At 41.3% G+C, this 19,371-nt stretch carries 12 protein-coding genes; 10 read left to right on the top strand and 2 right to left on the bottom strand.

Annotation, left to right across the window (positions count from 1 at the left end; all coding sequences use genetic code 11):
- Positions 1 to 32 precede the first annotated feature (32 nt).
- The 8 genes from J4N24_RS07895 (at position 33) to J4N24_RS07860 (ending at position 16,310) form a co-directional block, all read left to right on the top strand.
- Positions 33 to 2,426: a ribonucleoside-diphosphate reductase subunit alpha gene (locus tag J4N24_RS07895; RefSeq protein ID WP_207533132.1), complete on the top strand. Its 2,394-nt coding sequence runs from the start codon at positions 33 to 35 to the stop codon at positions 2,424 to 2,426.
- A 613-nt stretch (positions 2,427 to 3,039) separates the two neighbouring features.
- On the top strand, positions 3,040 to 4,164 hold the full coding sequence (locus J4N24_RS07890; RefSeq protein ID WP_207533131.1) for a glycoside hydrolase family 43 protein: 1,125 nt from the start codon (positions 3,040 to 3,042) through the stop codon (positions 4,162 to 4,164).
- Between the two features lie 30 nt (positions 4,165 to 4,194).
- Positions 4,195 to 6,813 carry a glycoside hydrolase family 3 C-terminal domain-containing protein gene (locus J4N24_RS07885; protein WP_207533130.1) on the top strand — a complete coding sequence of 873 codons (2,619 nt, stop codon included), beginning with the start codon at positions 4,195 to 4,197 and terminating at the stop codon, positions 6,811 to 6,813.
- Positions 6,810 to 8,909, top strand: a complete 2,100-nt coding sequence (locus tag J4N24_RS07880; protein WP_207533129.1) for an alpha-glucuronidase — start codon at positions 6,810 to 6,812, stop codon at positions 8,907 to 8,909. The genes J4N24_RS07885 and J4N24_RS07880 overlap by 4 nt, the downstream gene beginning before the upstream one ends.
- Before the next feature lie 270 nt (positions 8,910 to 9,179).
- Positions 9,180 to 10,280, top strand: a complete 1,101-nt coding sequence (locus tag J4N24_RS07875; protein WP_207533128.1) for an endo-1,4-beta-xylanase — start codon at positions 9,180 to 9,182, stop codon at positions 10,278 to 10,280.
- The gene (locus tag J4N24_RS07870) at positions 10,280 to 13,138 is read left to right on the top strand and encodes a glycosyl hydrolase 115 family protein (RefSeq protein ID WP_207533127.1); all 2,859 of its coding nucleotides are present in this window, start codon (positions 10,280 to 10,282) and stop codon (positions 13,136 to 13,138) included. Before J4N24_RS07875 ends, J4N24_RS07870 begins: the two co-directional genes overlap by 1 nt.
- Positions 13,139 to 13,260: 122 nt before the next feature.
- Complete coding sequence (locus J4N24_RS07865; RefSeq protein ID WP_242691560.1) at positions 13,261 to 15,102, top strand: sialate O-acetylesterase; 1,842 nt, start codon at positions 13,261 to 13,263, stop codon at positions 15,100 to 15,102.
- Positions 15,103 to 15,179: 77 nt separating this feature from the next.
- Entirely contained in the window at positions 15,180 to 16,310 is a 1,131-nt protein-coding gene (locus J4N24_RS07860) for a metallophosphoesterase family protein (protein WP_242691559.1), read from the top strand.
- Here the strand turns inward: J4N24_RS07860 and J4N24_RS07855 are convergent.
- Entirely contained in the window at positions 16,303 to 17,379 is a 1,077-nt protein-coding gene (locus J4N24_RS07855; protein WP_207533125.1) for a PKD domain-containing protein, read from the bottom strand. The genes J4N24_RS07860 and J4N24_RS07855 overlap by 8 nt on opposite strands.
- 119 nt (positions 17,380 to 17,498) lie before the next feature.
- Here J4N24_RS07855 and J4N24_RS25855 point away from each other — a divergent pair, with 119 nt between their 5' ends.
- The gene (locus J4N24_RS25855) at positions 17,499 to 18,380 is read left to right on the top strand and encodes a DMT family transporter (RefSeq protein ID WP_207533124.1); all 882 of its coding nucleotides are present in this window, start codon (positions 17,499 to 17,501) and stop codon (positions 18,378 to 18,380) included.
- On the opposite strand, the gene J4N24_RS07845 is transcribed toward J4N24_RS25855, so the two are convergent.
- Entirely contained in the window at positions 18,377 to 18,580 is a 204-nt protein-coding gene (locus J4N24_RS07845) for a hypothetical protein (protein WP_207533123.1), read from the bottom strand. The two genes, J4N24_RS25855 and J4N24_RS07845, sit on opposite strands and share 4 nt — an antisense overlap.
- Positions 18,581 to 18,768: 188 nt before the next feature.
- On the opposite strand from J4N24_RS07845, the gene J4N24_RS07840 reads away from it, so the two are divergent.
- Complete coding sequence (locus J4N24_RS07840; protein ID WP_207533122.1) at positions 18,769 to 19,182, top strand: EVE domain-containing protein; 414 nt, start codon at positions 18,769 to 18,771, stop codon at positions 19,180 to 19,182.
- Positions 19,183 to 19,371: the final 189 nt, after the last annotated feature.

The following is a 19,371-nucleotide window of genomic DNA, read 5'->3' as shown; positions in this document are numbered from 1 at the left end:
ACAAGATATATTTTCATCTTAAAAACATAAAAATGCTAGTAATAAAGAGAAACGGACGGAAGGAAAGCGTTAAGTTCGACAAGATCACCGCCCGCATACAGAAATTATCTTACGGGTTAAGTCCCCTTGTCGACGCCATAGACGTTGCTAAAAAAGTAATCGAGGGAATATTTGATGGCGTGACCACTACTGAACTGGATAATCTTGCTGCTGAAACCGCAGCCTCCCTTACCACTAAACATCCTGACTATGCTCTTCTGGCCAGTAGGATTGCTGTAAGTAATCTTCACAAAAATACAGCTAAATCTTTTACAGAAACCATGCTGAAGCTGTACAATTACACTGATACTCTTTCAGGAAGGAAAATGCCTCTGATTGCAGATGATATAATTAGAATTGTTGAGGATAACGCAGAACTGCTGGATAGCTCCATCATCTACGATCGTGATTTTGGTTTCGATTATTTCGGCTTTAAAACACTGGAGAAATCGTACCTTCTTCGACTAGATGGAGAGGTTGCAGAACGACCGCAACATATGTACATGCGCGTAGCTATCGGAATTCACAAGGAGGATATAGAGAGTGCTATAAAAACATATCATCTGATGAGTGAACGTTGGTTTACTCATGCCACACCCACCTTGTTTAACGCAGGAACCACGAAACCTCAAATGTCTTCATGTTTTTTGCTGGCCATGAAGGATGATAGTATTGACGGGATCTATGATACATTAAAGCAAACGGCTAAAATTTCTCAAAGTGCTGGTGGTATTGGCTTAGCTATTCACAATGTACGGGCAACCGGAACCTATATCGGTGGCACAAATGGAACGAGTAACGGGATCATACCCATGCTTAGGGTATTTAATGATACAGCCAGATATGTTGACCAGGGGGGAGGTAAGCGAAAGGGTGCTTTTGCTATTTATTTAGAGCCATGGCATGCCGATGTTTTTGAATTCCTTGACTTGCGTAAGAACCATGGGAAGGAAGAATTGCGGGCGCGTGATCTTTTTTACGCTTTATGGATTCCCGATTTGTTTATGAAAAGGGTAGAGGCAAATGAAGACTGGAGTCTATTTTGTCCCCATGAAGCTCCCGGCTTACATGATTGCTTTGGTGAAAAGTTTGAAGAACTTTACCACAAATATGAACGTGAGGGGCGGGCAAGAAAAACAATTAATGCACAAGACCTGTGGTTTGCCGTACTTCAGGCGCAGATTGAAACAGGTACTCCTTATCTTCTTTATAAAGACGCAGCTAACAGTAAAAGTAACCAGAAGAATCTGGGAACTATTAAAAGCAGCAACCTGTGTACCGAGATCATGGAGTACACCTGTGCTGATGAAGTGGCAGTATGTAACCTTGCTTCCATTGCATTGCCCCGGTTCGTGGAGGATGGTAAATTTGATTTCGCAAAACTCTACGAGATCACTTACCATGCAACAAGGAACCTCAACCGCATCATAGACAATAATTATTATCCTGTAAAGGAAGCAGAAACATCGAACATGCGTCACCGGCCTATTGGTTTAGGTGTACAAGGACTAGCAGATACCTTTATACTTTTACGTCTTCCTTTCGAAAGTGATCTGGCCAGGGCATTGAACAGAGATATTTTTGAGACCATCTATTTCGCTGCTATGACTGCTAGTAAAGACCTTGCAAAGGAATTTGGCGCTTATGAAACTTTTACTGGTTCTCCTCTTTCTGAAGGTTTATTTCAATTTGACCTTTGGAATGTAAAGCCCTCCAACCGGTACGACTGGGAATCGTTAAGAGCGGAGGTTAAAAAGTACGGTACACGTAATTCTTTGCTTGTAGCCCCAATGCCTACTGCGTCCACCTCTCAGGTTTTGGGGAATAACGAATGCTTCGAGCCCTATACTTCGAACATCTATACCAGAAGGGTTCTTAGTGGCGAGTTTATTATCGTTAACAAGCATTTATTGAAGGATTTGGTGCGACTAGGATTATGGGATAATACCATGAAAAATAAAATTATTTCTGCTAATGGTTCAATTCAACAGATTCCTGAAATTCCATTAGAGATTAAGGAGTTATATAAGACGGTGTGGGAAATAAAACAGCGAAGCTTGATAGATATGGCTGCCGACAGGGGAGCTTTTATCTGTCAATCGCAATCCCTCAACCTCTTTGTGGATCAACCCTCCACCCCCAAGCTAACCTCTATGCATTTTTATGCCTGGAAAAAAGGATTAAAAACAGGTATGTACTACCTGCGTACCCAGGCAGCTAGTCAGGCCGTTCAGTTCACGGTTGAAAAGCAGGGTGGAAAAAGTATGGATCCCCTAATCCCAAAGAGTACCGAAGCCCCGGGATCTGATCTGTCAGGAATTGATGCTCTGCCAGTGGATGGATTAAGTTGTAGTATGGAAGAAGGCTGCCTTACGTGCGGCTCCTAAATCAAGGCTTAAGAAAACGAACACTTGACAATAGGCCAAAAAAGGAACTGCCCCTATGGAGGGGCAGTTTAATTAAACCATTTTTATAACCAATAAAATTTAAGAGGGACTTAATATGAGATCAATATCCCGATGATTTATTTTTTTGATAGTTCAAATATCGCTTAGCTGCCTGTATCGCGATAGCATAAATGTGCTATTAAATGTCAAATTTGTTTAAACTGGTAATTTCCCCTATTTACCAGAAAATGCTAAACCTCTCGTATCATGTAATAATTGTAGTTTTATAAGTCACTCAGATACTTTAATTGTTACGAATGGGTATTGAAAAGTGGTTTATTAAGGTCGGAGATACACAATTTAAACATTCGAATAAGAAGTTTTAACAATTGTACCATCCTGTCGATTTTTCCTGGATTACTTTTACTCACAGATTAACCGTAAAAAAGCCTCCCTGAATTATTAGAACCAGGTATTTCAGATCCAGAATGTTTGCTCTGTAGGAATTCCTTAAATTAAATAATAGCAAAGAGGTTATTAGGACTTTATTCCCCTGTCCATATCCGGAAGATCAGGTTTTACAACATTTAAACTTAAATAGAAGAAGGACTATATGAAATTAGAGACCCTAGTGTTATCCACTGTTATTTTATTTGCTTCATCCTGCGCTCAGGAAAAAAAAGGTAAGGAAAGTAAGGAGACTGCCAATCCGGAAGTATCAACAGATTCAGCTTCATTCGTTAATTCAATATCTAAACCACTTGTGAGCCAGCGTTTCAGTGCTGATCCCTCTGCCCATGTTTTTAATGGAAAAATATTTGTTTATCCTTCTCATGATTACGATGCAGGAATTCCTGAAAATGACAATGGAGATCATTTTGCCATGAAAGATTTTTACATCTATTCCATGGACAGTGTGGGTGGGAAAGTCACTGATCATGGAGTGGCTTTAAGTGTAAGCGATATTCCCTGGGCTAGCAAGCAGTTATGGGCTCCAGATGCGGCCTACAAAAATGGCAAGTATTATCTGTATTTTCCCGTTCGGGATAAAGAAGGAGTATTCAGGATAGGAGCTGCGATAAGTAATAAACCTGAAGGCCCCTTTAAGCCTAATCCAGAGCCTATTAAATACAGCTTTAGCATAGATCCTGCAGTATTTACTGACGAAGATGGGCAAAGTTACATGTACTTTGGAGGAATTTGGGGAGGTCAGTTGCAGAAATGGTCTTCGGGCAAGTTCGACGCTAAGGGTTCTGCCACTGATCTGAATCAGGATGATAAGCCCGCGCTGACAGCTAAAGTAGCTAAAATGAACGGAGATATGATGGAGTTTGCAGAGAAGCCTAAAGATGTTATTATCCTTGATGAGAATGGAAATGCCTTGAAGGGTGGTGATCATGACCGCCGCTTTTTTGAAGCCTCATGGGTACATAAATATAAGGGCAAGTATTATTTCTCTTACTCAACAGGGGATACCCATTTGCTTTGTTACGCTATCGGCGATAATCCATACGGGCCATTTACTTATCAGGGAGTTATTCTTAAACCTGTAATAGGATGGACTACACACCATTCAATAGTAGAGTTTAAAGGTAAATGGTACCTGTTCTATCATGACACAGAGCTTTCAAAAGGCAAGACACATCTTCGTAATGTGAAAGTAACGGAGCTGAAGTATACTGCTGATGGCAAAATTGCTACAATTGATCCGTATACTATTTCTAATGCAGGCAACTAAGTTTAAGCAATTGAATTGGTACATTTATTTATGAGGATAATCAGCTTTTTATCTATTTCAGTCTTATTTTTTTCATCAGTCCTTGCTCAGGAAAAGTATCCTTTCAATGACTATCATTTACCTTTTGAAAAAAGAGTGGATGACCTGGTCTCTCGTCTTACACTGGAGGAGAAGGTATCTCAGATGCTTAATTCATCTCCAGCCATTCCGCGCTTAGGCATACCAGCTTATGATTGGTGGAATGAAACACTACATGGTGTGGCAAGAACCCCATTTAAGGTTACGGTATATCCTCAGGCAATTGGGATGGCTGCTACTTTCGACCCAGGTTCTTTATTTAAAATGGCAGAATACAGTGCCTTAGAGGGAAGGGCGATCTACAATAAAGCGGTAGAGACAGGACGTACTAATGAGCGCTATCTGGGATTAACTTATTGGACTCCTAATATCAATATTTTCAGAGACCCAAGATGGGGAAGGGGACAGGAAACTTATGGGGAAGACCCTTTTCTTACAGCCAATTTAGGAGACGCTTTTGTACGAGGATTACAAGGGAATGACTCCAAATACCTATTGGCTGCTGCTTGTGCCAAGCATTATGCTGTTCACAGTGGTCCGGAGCCCCTCCGCCATGTATTCAATGTTGACGTAAGTACTTACGATCTTTGGGATACCTATCTCCCAGCTTTCCGTAAGTTGGTTGTGGATTCTAAAGTAGCAGGTGTAATGTGCGCCTATAATGCTTTCAGAACTCAACCTTGCTGTGCCAGTGATGTCTTGATGACTGATATTCTACGAAAGCAATGGAAATTTGATGGGTATGTAACCTCAGACTGCTGGGCGATTGATGATTTTTTTAAAAACCACAAAACCCATCCCGACGCTGCTTCAGCCTCTGCCGATGCTGTGTTTCATGGTACAGATATAGACTGCGGAACGGATGCCTATAAAGCTCTCGTGCAGGCCGTAAAGCAAGGCAAAATAACGGAAAAACAAATTGACGTTTCTGTAAAACGCTTGTATATGATCCGCTTTAGATTAGGAATGTTTGATCCTGCATCAATAGTTAAATATGCCCAAACGCCTTTTTCTGTACTAGAAAGAGCAGAGCATCAGGATCACGCCTTAAAAATGGCTCATCAATCCATAGTTCTTCTACGTAATCAAAACCAAACCTTACCATTAAAGAAGAACCTACGAAAAATTGTGGTTCTGGGTCCTAACGCGGATAATTCCATTTCTATCCTTGGCAATTACAATGGTATCCCTTCAAAGCTCTCTACTGTGCTTCAGGGAATTAAAGATAAAGTGGGACAGAATACTGAAGTGGTTTATGAAAAAGCCATTAATTTTACCAATGATACACTTCTGGTATACGAGGATCTTAAAAGCCAGTATTCTATCGACGGTGCCCAGGGATTCAAAGCAGAATATTTTAACAATAAAGATCTGGAGGGTAAGGCTGTGTTGGTTCAGAAGGATGCGCAGGTAAACCACTTCTGGCAGGAGGGGGAGCTAATCACCAATGGGCTCCGCGCTAATAATTTCTCAGCGAGATATACTACAGACTTCAAAGCAGACAAGGACGGTTCACTGATGTTTGAGGTGGAAGGGGATGACGGTTATAGGTTCCTTGTAAACGGAAAAGAAGTGATTAATGCATGGACACGTAATCGTTGGGGAGCCCGCACTTACAGATTAGAAACAAGAAAGGATTCTATATATAAATTAGTACTAGAGTATTGGCAGGGAGAGGGTAAAGGAAATGTGCGCCTAAGTACCGGAAATTATCGTCGCACTGATTTCGCTGATCTTATTAATAGGATAAAGGGAGCAGATGCATTTGTTTTTGCTGGAGGAATTTCTCCTCAGCTAGAGGGTGAGGAGATGAAAGTAAACTACCCGGGGTTTGACGGTGGCGACCGAACTTCTATTATGCTACCTACAGTTCAGACTGAACTAATGAAAGCTTTAAAGACAACAGGCAAGCCTGTGGTATTCGTTATGATGACGGGAAGTGCTATTGCCACACCCTGGGAGGCAGAGAACATACCTGCAATTCTGAATGGGTGGTACGGAGGACAAGCTGCCGGGAATGCTATTGCAGATGTAATCTTTGGGGACTATAATCCTGCAGGGCGGCTTCCTGTTACCTTTTATCAGGGTGATAAAGATCTTGCTTCTTTTACTGATTATAGCATGGATAATCGTACCTATAGGTACTTTAAAGGAAAACCGTTGTTTGGATTTGGGTACGGGCTGAGTTATACCAGTTTTCGTTACGACCAGCTAAGTATGCCTAAAACAGTCAGTAAAGGTAAAGACGTCACTATTACTGTGAGAGTTACCAACACAGGAAAAATGGCCGGGGATGAGGTTGCTCAACTCTATGTCTCTAATCAGAATCCTTCAGTTAAAGCAGCACTTAAATCTTTAAAAGGTTTTCAACGCTTTTATCTGAAAGCTGGAGAAAGCAGGATTCTGAGATTTAAACTTACTCCGGAGGACCTTTCTCACATAGATGAGTCTAAAGGAGGTGCAAGTACTCAGATTAAAGGCAAAATAGGTTTGAGCATCGGAGGGTGTCAGCCTGATGAAGCAAATGCAAAAACTAGTAATATTATTTCAACTACTCTGTTTATCCAATGATATTAAAAGCACCATTTTCAGGAAAGTTCATCCTCCTCTTTACTTTGGTTCTGGTTTTCATAACTATTACAGTGGCTCGTGCTAATAACGGTCACGAACTTTGGCTAAGTAAAGCATCTCCTACTTCCGTTGAGATCGTTTGTAAGAGGAAATCTCCAATACTTTCCAACGCTATTAAAGAATTACAGGACGGTTGGCAAGGAAAGAAGGGAGCAAAGCTCGTGCTGGCAGTTACAGATGATAAAACCTTAAAAGGAGATGGTTTCAGGTTAGAAAAGGAGGGAATATACTCAAGAACTGAAGCTGGGATCCTGTATGGAGCATTCGAACTCTTACGCAGACAATCCTTGAATCTTTCTGATAACCGTTTTGTGTCTAATCCTTCTTATGAGCTGCGTGTTCTTAACCATTGGGACAACTTGAACGGTTCAATAGAAAGAGGATATGCTGGAAGATCTATTTTTTGGAGAGGAGAAAAAGACCTAAATGTAAGCTCAAAAGATCTGGAGTTATGGCAACAGTATGCACGTGCAAACGCTTCCATTGGAATAAATGGAAGCGTTTTGAATAATGTTAATTCATCGCCTCGTATGTTGGCTCCTGAGAACCTTAAACGGGTAAAAGCTATTGCTGATGCGCTGCGACCTTATGGTGTACGAACTTATCTTTCCGTTAATTTCTCCTCTCCGGCAGCGCTCGGTGGATTAAAAACATCAGACCCATTGGATCAGGAGGTGATTAAATGGTGGAAAAATAAAGCGAGTGAAATCTACAAGCTGGTGCCAGATTTTGGAGGTTTTCTTGTAAAAGCTAATAGCGAAGGCCAGCCTGGTCCTCAGGACTTCGGTCGTACCCATGCTGAGGGAGCAAATATGTTAGCAGACATTCTGAAGCCGTTTAACGGCATAGTGATGTGGCGTGCCTTTGTTTATAGTTCTACTGATAAAGATCGTGCCCGTCAGGCTTACTCAGAATTTAAACCGCTAGATGGGCAATTCAGAGATAATGTTATTATACAGGTAAAGAATGGTCCTATAGACTTTCAACCAAGGGAGCCTTTCAGTCCCTTATTTGGTGCACTGAAGAAAACTTCTGTCATGCCCGAGTTTCAGGTTACACAGGAGTATTTAGGGCATTCTAATCATCTTGTTTTTCTATCCACCATGTGGGAGGAGTGCTTAAAGAGCGATACCTACCAGGAAGGTAAGGGCAGTACAGTAGCGCGATGCACTGATGGAAGCATTTTTAATCAGAAGCACACAGCGGTAGCCGGTGTGGCCAATATAGGGCTCGACTCAAACTGGACTGGCCATCACTTTGCTCAAGCGAATTGGTATGCTTTCGGTCGGCTAGCATGGGATAATACGTTGGGTAGTGAAAAAATTGCCAACGAATGGATACGTCTTACTTTCAAACCAGCTAAAAGCGCGGTTAACTGGGAAAATGGATTTATTGAACCGATAAGAAAGATGATGCTGGAAAGTAGAGAAGCGGCTGTGAACTATTCCATGCCGCTTGGCTTACATCATATTTTCTCTGCTAATCATCATTATGGACCTGGTCCATGGTGGGCTCCTGCAAATGTGAGGGTAGACTGGACTCCTCCATACTATCACCAGGCAGAAAGTAATGGAATTGGGTTCGATCGCACTAAAAGCGGAAGTAATTCTGTTGGTCAGTATGCTGAACCTTTGGCTTCTCAGCTTAATGATATCAAATCGTGCCCCGAAATTTATCTGCTTTGGTTTCATCATGTCCCATGGGACTATAAGATGAAAAGTGGCAGAACACTTTGGGATGAACTTTGCAACAAATACGATATCGGAGTGAATCAGGTACGTGAATTCCAAAAGGTTTGGGATAAAGCAGAACAATTTGTTGACACTGAACGCTTTGCCCACGTTCAAAGCCGCTTAAAGGTACAAACACGTGATGCACAGGTTTGGAAGGATGGCTGCTTATTATACTTTCAGCAATTCAGTAAAAGGAGGATTCCTTATGAACTGGAGAGGCCGGTTTACGAACTCGACTTTCTGAAATCAGTAAATCCAATGCAACTGACCGGCAAACCTTCCGGCGAGGAGTGGATGAAGTAATTAGGGTTGTCATTTTCGTAATTTCATAGACCCGGCATTCTAATCCCGGGTCTATTTTTTAGATTTTATTTTCGTTCCCTCCGCCAGACCTTTTGTTAAATACTTGCTAAAAACCTATTTTAAACATTTGTGCTAGCATTTAGAACAATCTAAACACATCTTAGCATCCTCCCAAGCCTACTTTTACACTTGTCTTTTAGACAACACTAAGCATTATAGACCGTTCCCTGGGCCCTTCAAAGCCGGGATTTAATATTTTAAGAAGTACAGATGTACAAAAGCAAATTATCATTAATTTTTTCTATTACTGCATTATTGTATGCAGGCTGTGCAAGCCGAAAGGGAAATTCCTCTGACTCTGAAAAAGGGCTGAAGGATTATTACAGATCTTATTTTCCGGTGGGAGTAGCTGTCGGCCCGAAAGATCTGTCGGGAGAGACTGCCTCTTTCATTAAAACTCATTTTAACAGCCTTACACCTGAAAATGCAATGAAGATGGGTGTTATTCATCCTTCCGAAAAATATTACGCATGGCGAGACGCAGATTCTATTGTCAGTTTTGCCCAAAGGAATGGGTTGCGGGTTAGGGGACACAACCTTTGCTGGCATGAGCAAACTGCGGCATGGATGTTCAAAGATGCAGAGGGAAAGACCGTTTCAAAAGAGCTATTACTTCAACGCCTTAAAGAACATATTTTTAGTGTGGTTAAGCGATATGAGGGAAAGATCTATGTGTGGGATGTTGTTAATGAAGCTATTGACGATGATAGCACTAAATTCCTTCGCAATTCTCCCTGGTACCAGATCTGTGGTGAAGATTTTATTGTCAAAGCTTTTGAGTATGCACATGAAGCAGACCCAAAAGCAAAATTGTTCTATAATGATTATAACACGGAGCGACCTGAAAAAATGGAAAGGGTGTTCCGGTTAATGAAAAAACTCGTAGATGCTAAAGTTCCTGTTCATGGGGTTGGTCTGCAAGCTCACTGGTCCATCTATGAGCCATCGGAAAGTGAATTAAGGAATACTATCAGTAAGTTTTCATCATTAGGACTCGAAGTTCAAATAACGGAATTGGATATGTCTGTCTATCCCTGGGAGAAAGAAAGAAGGGAAAAAAGGCCGGGAGAGTCAGATGTCCTTACTCCAGAGCTAGAGCAAAAACAGGTAGAACAGTATTCCAAAGTATTCAGGATCTTCAGAGAAAATTGGGATAAGATTACAAGCGTTACCTTCTGGAATATTTCAGACCAGTACACCTGGTTAGATACTTACCCGGTCCCGGGACGAAAAAATTACCCCCTCTTATTTGATACGAATCTTAAGCCAAAGAAGGCATTTTGGGAAGTGGTGAATTTTAAGAAAAAATAATGTTTGGAATAAAAAAGCAAATTCTCGCCATTTTGCTTCTGGTGTCATCGAGCGTAAAAGCAGTTGAATCAGAAATATATGTGTCCTTTAAAAAAACTCCGGCAAGTTTTCCTCTAAGCTCGGAAGGAAAAGTTACCAGCCTGGTTTGTAGCGAAAATGAGTGGCCTGGGGTTATTAGGGCATTCAAAAGTTTTTCGAAAGATCTACAGATGGTTACCGGTTCAAAGCCGCTTTGGTTTTCGGTTCCTGGGAAGGGGAGTAAAACGATTGTCCTAGCCGGCACTGTTGGCCATAACCAGCTTATTGATCAATTGGTAAAGGCTAAGAAATTGGATGTTAGCCAAGTGAAAGGGAAATGGGAGTATTCTGTTACGCAGATGGTTAGCAATCCATTTCCAGGGGTAGAACAGGCATTGGTGATAGCAGGAAGCGATAAGCGAGGAACGATATATGGCATTTATACACTATCCGCTCAAATAGGGGTGTCTCCGTGGTATTGGTGGGCTGATGTACCTGTAGAAAAAAGAAAAGATATCTATGTTACCCGAGGAAGACACGTCTTCAAGGAGCCCGCTGTTAAGTACAGAGGAATATTTTTGAATGACGAGGCTCCCGCTTTAACAGGCTGGGCGAGCGAGAAATTTGGTGGCTTAAATCACAAGTTCTATGAACACGTATTTGAGCTTATCCTGCGTTTAAAGGGTAATTATCTTTGGCCAGCAATGTGGGGTAGTGCTTTCAATGATGATGATAAGTTAAATCCAGTGCTGGCGGATGAATATGGTATCGTTATGGGTACCTCTCATCACGAACCAATGGTTCGTTCGCAAACAGAATGGAAACGCTTTGGAAAAGGCGAATGGAACTATCAAACTAATGATTCTGTATTGCGTGACTTTTGGAGAAACGGTATTAAAAATATGGGCTCCAAAGAGAGTATTGTTACTATAGCGATGAGAGGCGATGGCGATGAGCCAATGACCGAAGGCAGCAACATTGCTCTACTTGAAAAAATTGTTAAAGACCAACGAGAGATCATAGAAGAAGTTAGTGGTAAAAAGGCTGCAGAAGTACCGCAATTATGGGCCTTATACAAAGAAGTGCAGGATTATTATGATAAGGGTATGCGAGTGCCTGACGATGTTACTCTCTTGCTTTGCGATGATAACTGGGGAAATATCAGGAAATTACCATCCTTGAAAGACAGGCCAAGAATTGGAGGATACGGCATTTATTATCACTATGATTACGTTGGCGGACCAAGGAATTACAAATGGCTTAATACGAATCCGATCTCAAAAGTATGGGAACAAATGCACCTTGCTCACAAGTACGGTGCAGACAGGATCTGGATTGTAAATGTTGGAGACCTTAAGCCAATGGAATTCCCTATCGAGTTCTTTCTCGATTATGCCAGGGAACCAGAAAAGTGGCCGGCTCAACGTTTACAGGCCTATACCGAACAATGGGCAAAGGCACAATTTGGAGCTAAATATGCCTCTGAAATAGCTGATATTATTTCTACATATACCCGGTATAATGGCAGAAGAAAGCCGGAACTTCTATCGCCCGACACTTACAGTCTTACCAATTATACGGAGTTTGAACGGATTGTGAAAGACTATAATGGTTTGGTTTTGAAAGCAGAAAAAATAGAAAAAGACCTGCCGGCTAAGTATAGGGACGCGTACTTTCAACTTGTTCTACATCCCGTTCTGGCTTGTGCAAACCTAAACGAATTGTACTACGCCGTTGCCAAAAATCGTCTTTACGCAACTCAGGGTCGATCTGCCACCAATAGTCTTGCTGAAAGGGCAAAGCAATTGTTTGAACGAGATAAAGCCATCTCCTACCGGTACAATAAAGAACTGGCAAATGGAAAATGGAACCATATGATGGATCAAACTCATATTGGTTATGTTTCCTGGAGAGATCCTAAAGAAGACGTTCTTCCGGAGCTAAAAGCCATACAAGCTAATACGGAGGCTGAAATGGGCCTGGTATTGGAAGGAGAGACTAAACCCACGGAAACCAGTGGAGATTTAGTTTTTGATAAAAATAGACGACACCGTTACTTTGAATTGTTCAACAGAGGAAATGAGAGCTATAGCTTTTCTATAAAAACGGATTCGAAATGGCTGAAGCTAAGTTCTCTTTCAGGAACTATTGATCAGGAGACAAGAATTTGGGTGGATGTTGAATGGGAAAAAGTACCAGCTGGCGATCACAGGGTGCCTGTAACTATTAACGGTACAGGAAAAACGGTCACTGTTTTTGCAATTGTGAACAAAGGTTCAACCGCAATGGAGGCTAGTAAGAACTTTCTTCCGAAAAAGTCATTCCTGGCACTGGAAGCAGACGATTATACCAGGGCGGTACCAGCTGCAGCATGGGATGTGCTGCCTGGTTACGGCAGGACTAGGTCGGGTATTATGTCAATCCCAGTCACTGCTCCACCTACTCAGCTTTCTGGTAGTTCGGCGCACTTACAATACGAATTCACCTTACAAGATACTGGAACTGTTGAAGTGAATGTTCACGTTTCCCCTTCACTGGATTTCATGAACAAGGGTGGCTTGAAATACGCCCTATCAATAGATGGTAATAAACCGGAAATAATTAATATTCATGATAATGAGGGTATGGGAACCTGGGAACGGTCCGTTGCTAATAACATACGCCAGCAGAGAATAAAGTTCAAGATTTCTTCTTCAGGTAAACATATTCTCAGTTTTTGGAGGATTGATCCTGGAGTGGTTTTGCAAAGACTGATATTGAATAGTGGCGGTCTGGAACCAAGCTATCTTGGTCCTCCCGCAGGCCAAAAGGCCGATAGGTTAATAACTGATTCTAAATAATACTAAAGGAACCTTAATAGCATATGTTCAGAGCTTTCACATTTTCCATTTTTTTGATTTCTTGCCTTTCATCTTTTAGAATAAATGCTCAAATAAGACTACCTTATTTAATAGCAGATAGTATGATCCTTCAACGGGATATGCCTTTAAAGATCTGGGGATGGGCTACTCCAGGTGAGAAAGTAAGTGTCAGTTTCAATAAAAAGGCGGTTTCTACTACTACCGGTGCTAATGGAAAATGGCAGGTAACTTTGCCTTCAATGAAAGCTGGCGGTCCTTATGAAATGCTTTTAAAAGGTAAAAATTCAATTAACCTTAAGGGCATACTACTTGGAGATGTTTGGTTGTGTGCAGGGCAATCAAATATGGTTCATCAAATGGGTATACATAATGTGAGTTACGCCAAAGATATATCTGAAGCAAATTACCCTGAAATAAGGCAGTTTTGGGTGCCGAACGTCGCAAGCCTTGGCGGAGTTAAGGAGGATGTTCAGAAAAGTTCATGGAAATGGGCTAATCCTTCAAATATTAACGATTTTTCTGCTGTAGCTTACTTTTTTGCCAGGGATGTCTACCGAAAACACCATGTACCAATTGGAATCATAAATTCGAGTTACGGTGGAACTCCCATTGAAGCATGGACAAGTGAGGACGGTCTTAAAGATTTCAGCTCGTTATTAAGTATTGTTGAGAAAAATAAGGATACAGCCTATGTTAAAAGCAGACAAGCAAGGCCGGCTTCAGTACAAACTGGACAGGAACTAAATCCGGATAGGGGAATGACCGAAGTGGTTAAATGGTTTGACACTAATTATATCCCTAAAAACTGGCATAGTATAAATATTCCGGGTTATTGGGAAGATCAGGGAGTTAGAGATTTGAATGGGATAGTTTGGTACCGGAAAGAAATCGAAGTACCCTCCTCAATGACTGGTAAAGAGGCCAAGCTTTTTATGGGAAGAATCATTGATGCGGATATAGCTTTCATAAACGGAAAGCAGGTAGGAACAACCAGTTATATGTATCCTCAAAGGAGATACAAGGTACCATCCGGACTTTTAAAGCCTGGAAAAAATGTTTTAGTGATCAGAGTTCAAAACACAGCAGGAAAGGGCGGTTTTGTTCCTGATAAACCTTACTTCCTTCAAGCGGGGGAGGAAAAAATAGATCTGAAAGGGGATTGGCAATATAAAGTGGGTCAAGTGTTCCGTCCACGGGAAGGAAAGTTTGAACTGGGACCCATTGCAGAACAAAATCAACCCACTGCATTATATAACGCGATGATTGCTCCTTTTATTAATTATAACATCAAAGGTGTTCTTTGGTACCAGGGTGAAAGTAATACCGGAAAACCTCAGGAATATAAACAGCTATTACCAGCGTTAATAAGAGATTGGCGACAAAAGTTCGCGCAACCTCATTTGCCGTTCTACTATGTTCAACTGCCCAACTTTGGCGATGCTAATTATCTGCCAGCTGAAAGTAGCTGGGCAACCCTTAGAGAAGCGTCCTTGCAAAGCCTCAAAGTGCCTAATACTGGGATGGCGGTAACCATAGATCTGGGAGAATGGAATGATATTCATCCGGATAATAAAAAAGATGTAGGGGAACGGCTGTCTCTGATAGCGCGACGTTTTAATTACGGGGAGAAAAACCTGGTATATAGCGGTCCTCTGTATCAATCATCCGTAATAACCGGAAATAAGGTCAAAGTTAGCTTCAGCAATGTTGGAGGGGGATTAATTAGTATTGACGGTGAAGAACTTTCTCAGTTTGCCATTGCTGGCGAGGATAAAAAGTTTGTTTGGGCAAGGGCCAAAATTGTTGGAAAGGAAGTTGAAGTATGGTCAGATGAGGTTAAAGAACCTAAATACGTCCGCTATGCATGGTCAGACAATCCTGTAGACCCCAATTTATATAATGCTGAAAGGCTGCCAGCATCGCCGTTTAGAACAGATAATTAGAGGGAATATTGGTGGTATTGTTAAATCTTCTTAAGTTTTGTTGACAAATTGTTAACGTTTGATCGTTATTTTTGTTAATGATCCTTAAGAAACCTGAAAAACATAATAGCCCTGTTATTAAGTTAAATCTGCCAGACGATAGCTTTAAATTCCAGCCACTGCCAAAGCCCTCCGGTGCTTATCCTTACCATCTTTCTCTCGACGCTATCGCTCCGGCTGATGCTAATAAAATAGTTTTCCATATGGTAGGAGATACTGGTAGTATCAGGGGACTTGCTTTTCAGGAAAAGGTAGTGGGGGCCATGCTCAGGCAATTTGAGAAGGGAGAGGATCATCCGGATTTTTTATTTCATTTAGGAGATGTGGTTTACAACCATGGAGAAGCTTCTCGTTATTACGAGCAGTTTTTTGCTCCTTATAGCAAGTATCCGCGTCCAATCTTTGCTATTCCTGGTAACCATGATTGCGATGTTAACATGGAAAGCCCTGTTTCTTATAGTAGCCTTGAACCTTTTATGGCTGTATTCTGCGATACGGAACGTAGAAGGGTGAGCTTTAGTGGCGATACGAATTGGACTAGCATGATCCAACCCAACGTGTTTTGGACACTTGAAACTCCAGTTGCCAACTTTATAGGTTTACAAAGTAATGTTCCTAAGTTTGGAATAATTACAGAAGAACAGAAGGCCTGGTTTGTTGAAGAGTTGAAATTAGCGGCTACCCAAAGGCCTGAAAAAGCGATTATTGTTTGTATTCATCATGCCCCTTATTCGGCGGATATCAATCATGGTGCAAGTTTAAAAATGATAGAGGTTTTGGAATCATCGTTTGCTGAGGCCCAGGTAAAACCAGACGTTGTTTTTAGTGGCCATGTCCACAACTATCAGCGCTTTGAAAAAGAATATGAGGATGGTGAGAAAACGTCATTTATTGTAGCGGGTGGAGGCGGCTATGATCAGCTGCATTCGATAGTGAATAGGGATGATGAAAACTTCACAGCAGACCACCCGTTTTTTGAGGGCGTTCGTTTAATAAATTACTGCGACTCGCAGCATGGTTTTCTGAAAGTAAAAGTGGAGAGAACAGAGGCTGGCATAGAGATAGGCGGAGAATACCATGCAATTTTGCAAAAAGTTGAGGGTGAAGCATTTCAAACAAGCGTTGTTGATACCTTTAAACTTTTGGCAAAAGAGGGCGTAGCTATTTAACAGCTACATCCCATTGATTGGCCCAGCGCGACTTACCCCCAGGGCCTTCAACTTCAAGCACAACCAGGTATTTACCTGGTTCTTTATAGTGATGAACCGGGTTCTGCTCGGTGGAAGTTGAACCATCTCCAAAATCCCATTGCCATTTGTTGATCTTACCGCGGCTTTGATCTTTAAAGGTCACCTCTCTTTTGGCCATATCCGTAACAATAAAACTCCACTTTGCTTCAAAAGGCTTCAGGTATTTTTCATTAAGGGGCTGTAAGGTAAATACTGTTCCTAAGCTGGAATTGCCATACATTTTATGATTCTTGGACAAGTTCCAGAAACCTTTAACCTTCTCGTCATTCACATCATCGTAATCAATAATAGCCCAGGTTAGGCCTATTTTTTTATTATCATAAAGCACAGACTCAACCGCCCTGACCGGTCCTTCTGTTCCTGCATAGTCAAAAGGAGTGATCCAGAACTCAGCGACCAATTTTCCAGGTTCTCCCGGCTTGAAGTTATAGTTATAGACAATGTTGGAATAGGGAAGATTTTTTACCCAGGGCTGAGCTCCCCAGGCCAAAGCCCAATCTTTTCCTACTGCCGGTGTGAAAATATGATAGTTCTGCGCATGCACGCCATGATATGAAAAATAGGTTTCCATTTTATCCAGGCTCTGATTAGGGTGTTGTTCCTGTATTAATGGTCCTCCCGAAAGGTCACCATCCACTACAATTTCAAAAGTATCGTTATGCAAACCTGCCTGACTGAAATCCCAGTAATTGTCATATGCTTCATACAAGAAGTATAAGCGATTTAATCCTTTAACCCAGGCAACCTTTACTTTGACGTCTAGGTTTTTGGGATCCACCTTCGGGTACCGGCCCGAATCATCCCAAAGTTGGTCAGTACCAACAATATATTCTTTCGGAAACGAATCCCAATCATCAGTCTTACCATCAATCTTAGGAATCATGTTGGGAGGAAACTGATAGATCTTATAGCCCCGGTCTTCCTGTGCACTGGCAACAAGGCCGATAAGACCTGCAATGCAGATGGTCAGAATGTTTTTAATTTGCATTAGCTTTATAGAATTGGTTTTGCCAAATTATGAAAACGCTTACTATTATGCGTCCTGTAGTGTCTGGCTATTATTTAATTTAGAATAAACTTAGCGAGGGTATTTTTAGCTTTGCATGCGTGAAAAAGGTATTAATAGGCTTATTATTTGCCATGCTCTGGGCCTCTGCATCTGTTGCAACCAAATTTGGTGTTTTATCTGCACCACCCCTGGTTTTGGCCAATGTTCGTTTTTTTATAGCTGGAATAATCCTCCTCGGTTTAACCTATTCTTTTAGTCGCGGTGAAGAATATCGGATACCAACAAAAGAAGAGTTTAAGCAGCTTACTCTATTTGGTTTTTTAAACACAACGCTATACCTGAGTTTATACGTTTTTGCGATGAAGTATACTGCCGCTGGAATAGGAAGTCTTGCTGTATCTACCAACCCCTTACTGATCGTTGTCTTCTCTGCCTTATGGCTTGGGAGGAAACCATCAGGAACTGAAGTGTTTTGTGTCCTATTAGGTATGACCGGAATAGGAATAGCTTCCTATCCTTTATTACAGGACAGCCATACAACCCTTGGTGGTCTGGTTCTTCTCATTTCCAGTATGATTGCAGTGTCTGTTGCCAGTGTTTATTATGCTACTGTAAAATGGAAATTACCCAATCTATTGATAAACGGTTGGCAGGTCTTTATTGCCGGTATATTATTACTTCCTTTTACCCTCGGCTTGAGCGACTTTTCGACCGTGCGTCTCGATTATAACTTTTTGTCATCAATACTGTGGCTAAGTATTGCAGTCTCTATAGTCGGCTTAATATGCTGGTTCCATCTGCTTCGCATAGATACGGTTAAAGCCTCGCTATGGTTATTCCTTTGCCCGGTGTTTGGCTTCTTTTACGCATGGTGGCTTATGCACGAACCCATAACCGTTTTTACAATTGCCGGTACCTTTCTTGTCATTCTAAGCTTGTATTTGGGACAAAGAAGTGGATGGAAGAAAAAATCCAGCTAAATAAAGAGGTGAAAGTACTCTTCAGGAACATTATTCAAATTGAATCCCAAAAACGGTAGTTGAGGAAGAAAACATCTGCTTCTCCTGGTAATGTTTTTTGAATGCCTGATGTCGCTACCGGTACTATAATTGCCAGTAATAGTTAAAGGATCTGACTTGCTTTTATTAGTTCTGATGAAAATTCTATTTAGTAGTCCCATTTTTGATGTCTTTTGAGTTAAGGCAAATTTGAGAATAAGCTAAGGGCGGTTCAAATCACTAATTCTGATGCGAGATTACTTTTGGTTATGGGAAGAAGAGCTAATTATTTCTGATTTATTAGTTTTGCGTCGTTTATATTAAAATACTATAAAGAGGATTTGAAAAACCTCTACTAATAAAAGATCAAATGAACTACTTCTTAGTCAAGTCAGAGCCCTTCAAATATAGCTGGGAAAAATTTAATGAAGATGGTCGTACCTTTTGGGATGGGGTGAGGAACTACCAGGCCAGAAATAACTTGAAAGCAATGAAAGAAGGCGATCTGGTATTATTTTACCATAGTAATGAAGGTAAGGCTGTAGTGGGAGTGGCTAAGGTAGTAAAAGAATTTTATCAGGACCCAACTACTGAGGATCCGAATTGGGTGGTTGTAGATCTTGCACCTGTGGAGACCTTAAACCGGCCGGTCACCCTGGAGGAAATCAAGGCAGACGAAAGGCTTGCCAACATCGGTCTTGTAAAACAAGGCAGGCTTTCTGTGATGACAATGAAAAAAGAAGAATTTGACCGTATTTTGGAGTTGTCTAGTAAACAGGCTTAATATGAGGGCTTTGTCCTCATATTTTTATCGGTTAACCAGACCACCTCTGTGCCTCAATCTAGGCGCCGGTTTGATCTAAATAACCCTTATTCAGACTTCAGCTCAGGGACTATTTAGACCAGTGTGAAATTGTGCTTTTTCTGAACAAAATGTGTGAAAAAAGCCTTCTATAGTTAAATAAACCTAATT

It is taken from the genome of Desertivirga arenae (assembly GCF_017355785.1).
In the GTDB taxonomy this organism is placed as follows: Bacteria; Bacteroidota; Bacteroidia; order Sphingobacteriales; family Sphingobacteriaceae; genus Desertivirga; species Desertivirga arenae.
The sequence above is the reverse complement of the archived record's forward strand: the minus strand, read 5'-3'. Positions and strand labels throughout refer to the sequence as shown.

Excerpts from the sequence above, each read along its gene's own strand:
- J4N24_RS07895 (WP_207533132.1), top strand. The coding sequence starts at position 33 with ATGCTAGTAATAAAGAGAAACGGACGGAAGGAAAGCGTTAAGTTCGAC.
- J4N24_RS07890 (WP_207533131.1), top strand. The coding sequence starts at position 3,040 with ATGAAATTAGAGACCCTAGTGTTATCCACTGTTATTTTATTTGCTTCA.
- J4N24_RS07885 (WP_207533130.1), top strand. The coding sequence starts at position 4,195 with ATGAGGATAATCAGCTTTTTATCTATTTCAGTCTTATTTTTTTCATCA.
- J4N24_RS07880 (WP_207533129.1), top strand. The coding sequence starts at position 6,810 with ATGATATTAAAAGCACCATTTTCAGGAAAGTTCATCCTCCTCTTTACT.
- J4N24_RS07875 (WP_207533128.1), top strand. The coding sequence starts at position 9,180 with ATGTACAAAAGCAAATTATCATTAATTTTTTCTATTACTGCATTATTG.
- J4N24_RS07870 (WP_207533127.1), top strand. The coding sequence starts at position 10,280 with ATGTTTGGAATAAAAAAGCAAATTCTCGCCATTTTGCTTCTGGTGTCA.
- J4N24_RS07865 (WP_242691560.1), top strand. The coding sequence starts at position 13,261 with ATGATCCTTCAACGGGATATGCCTTTAAAGATCTGGGGATGGGCTACT.
- J4N24_RS07860 (WP_242691559.1), top strand. The coding sequence starts at position 15,180 with ATGATCCTTAAGAAACCTGAAAAACATAATAGCCCTGTTATTAAGTTA.
- J4N24_RS07855 (WP_207533125.1), bottom strand. The coding sequence starts at position 17,379 with ATGCAAATTAAAAACATTCTGACCATCTGCATTGCAGGTCTTATCGGC.
- J4N24_RS07845 (WP_207533123.1), bottom strand. The coding sequence starts at position 18,580 with ATGGGACTACTAAATAGAATTTTCATCAGAACTAATAAAAGCAAGTCA.
- J4N24_RS07840 (WP_207533122.1), top strand. The coding sequence starts at position 18,769 with ATGAACTACTTCTTAGTCAAGTCAGAGCCCTTCAAATATAGCTGGGAA.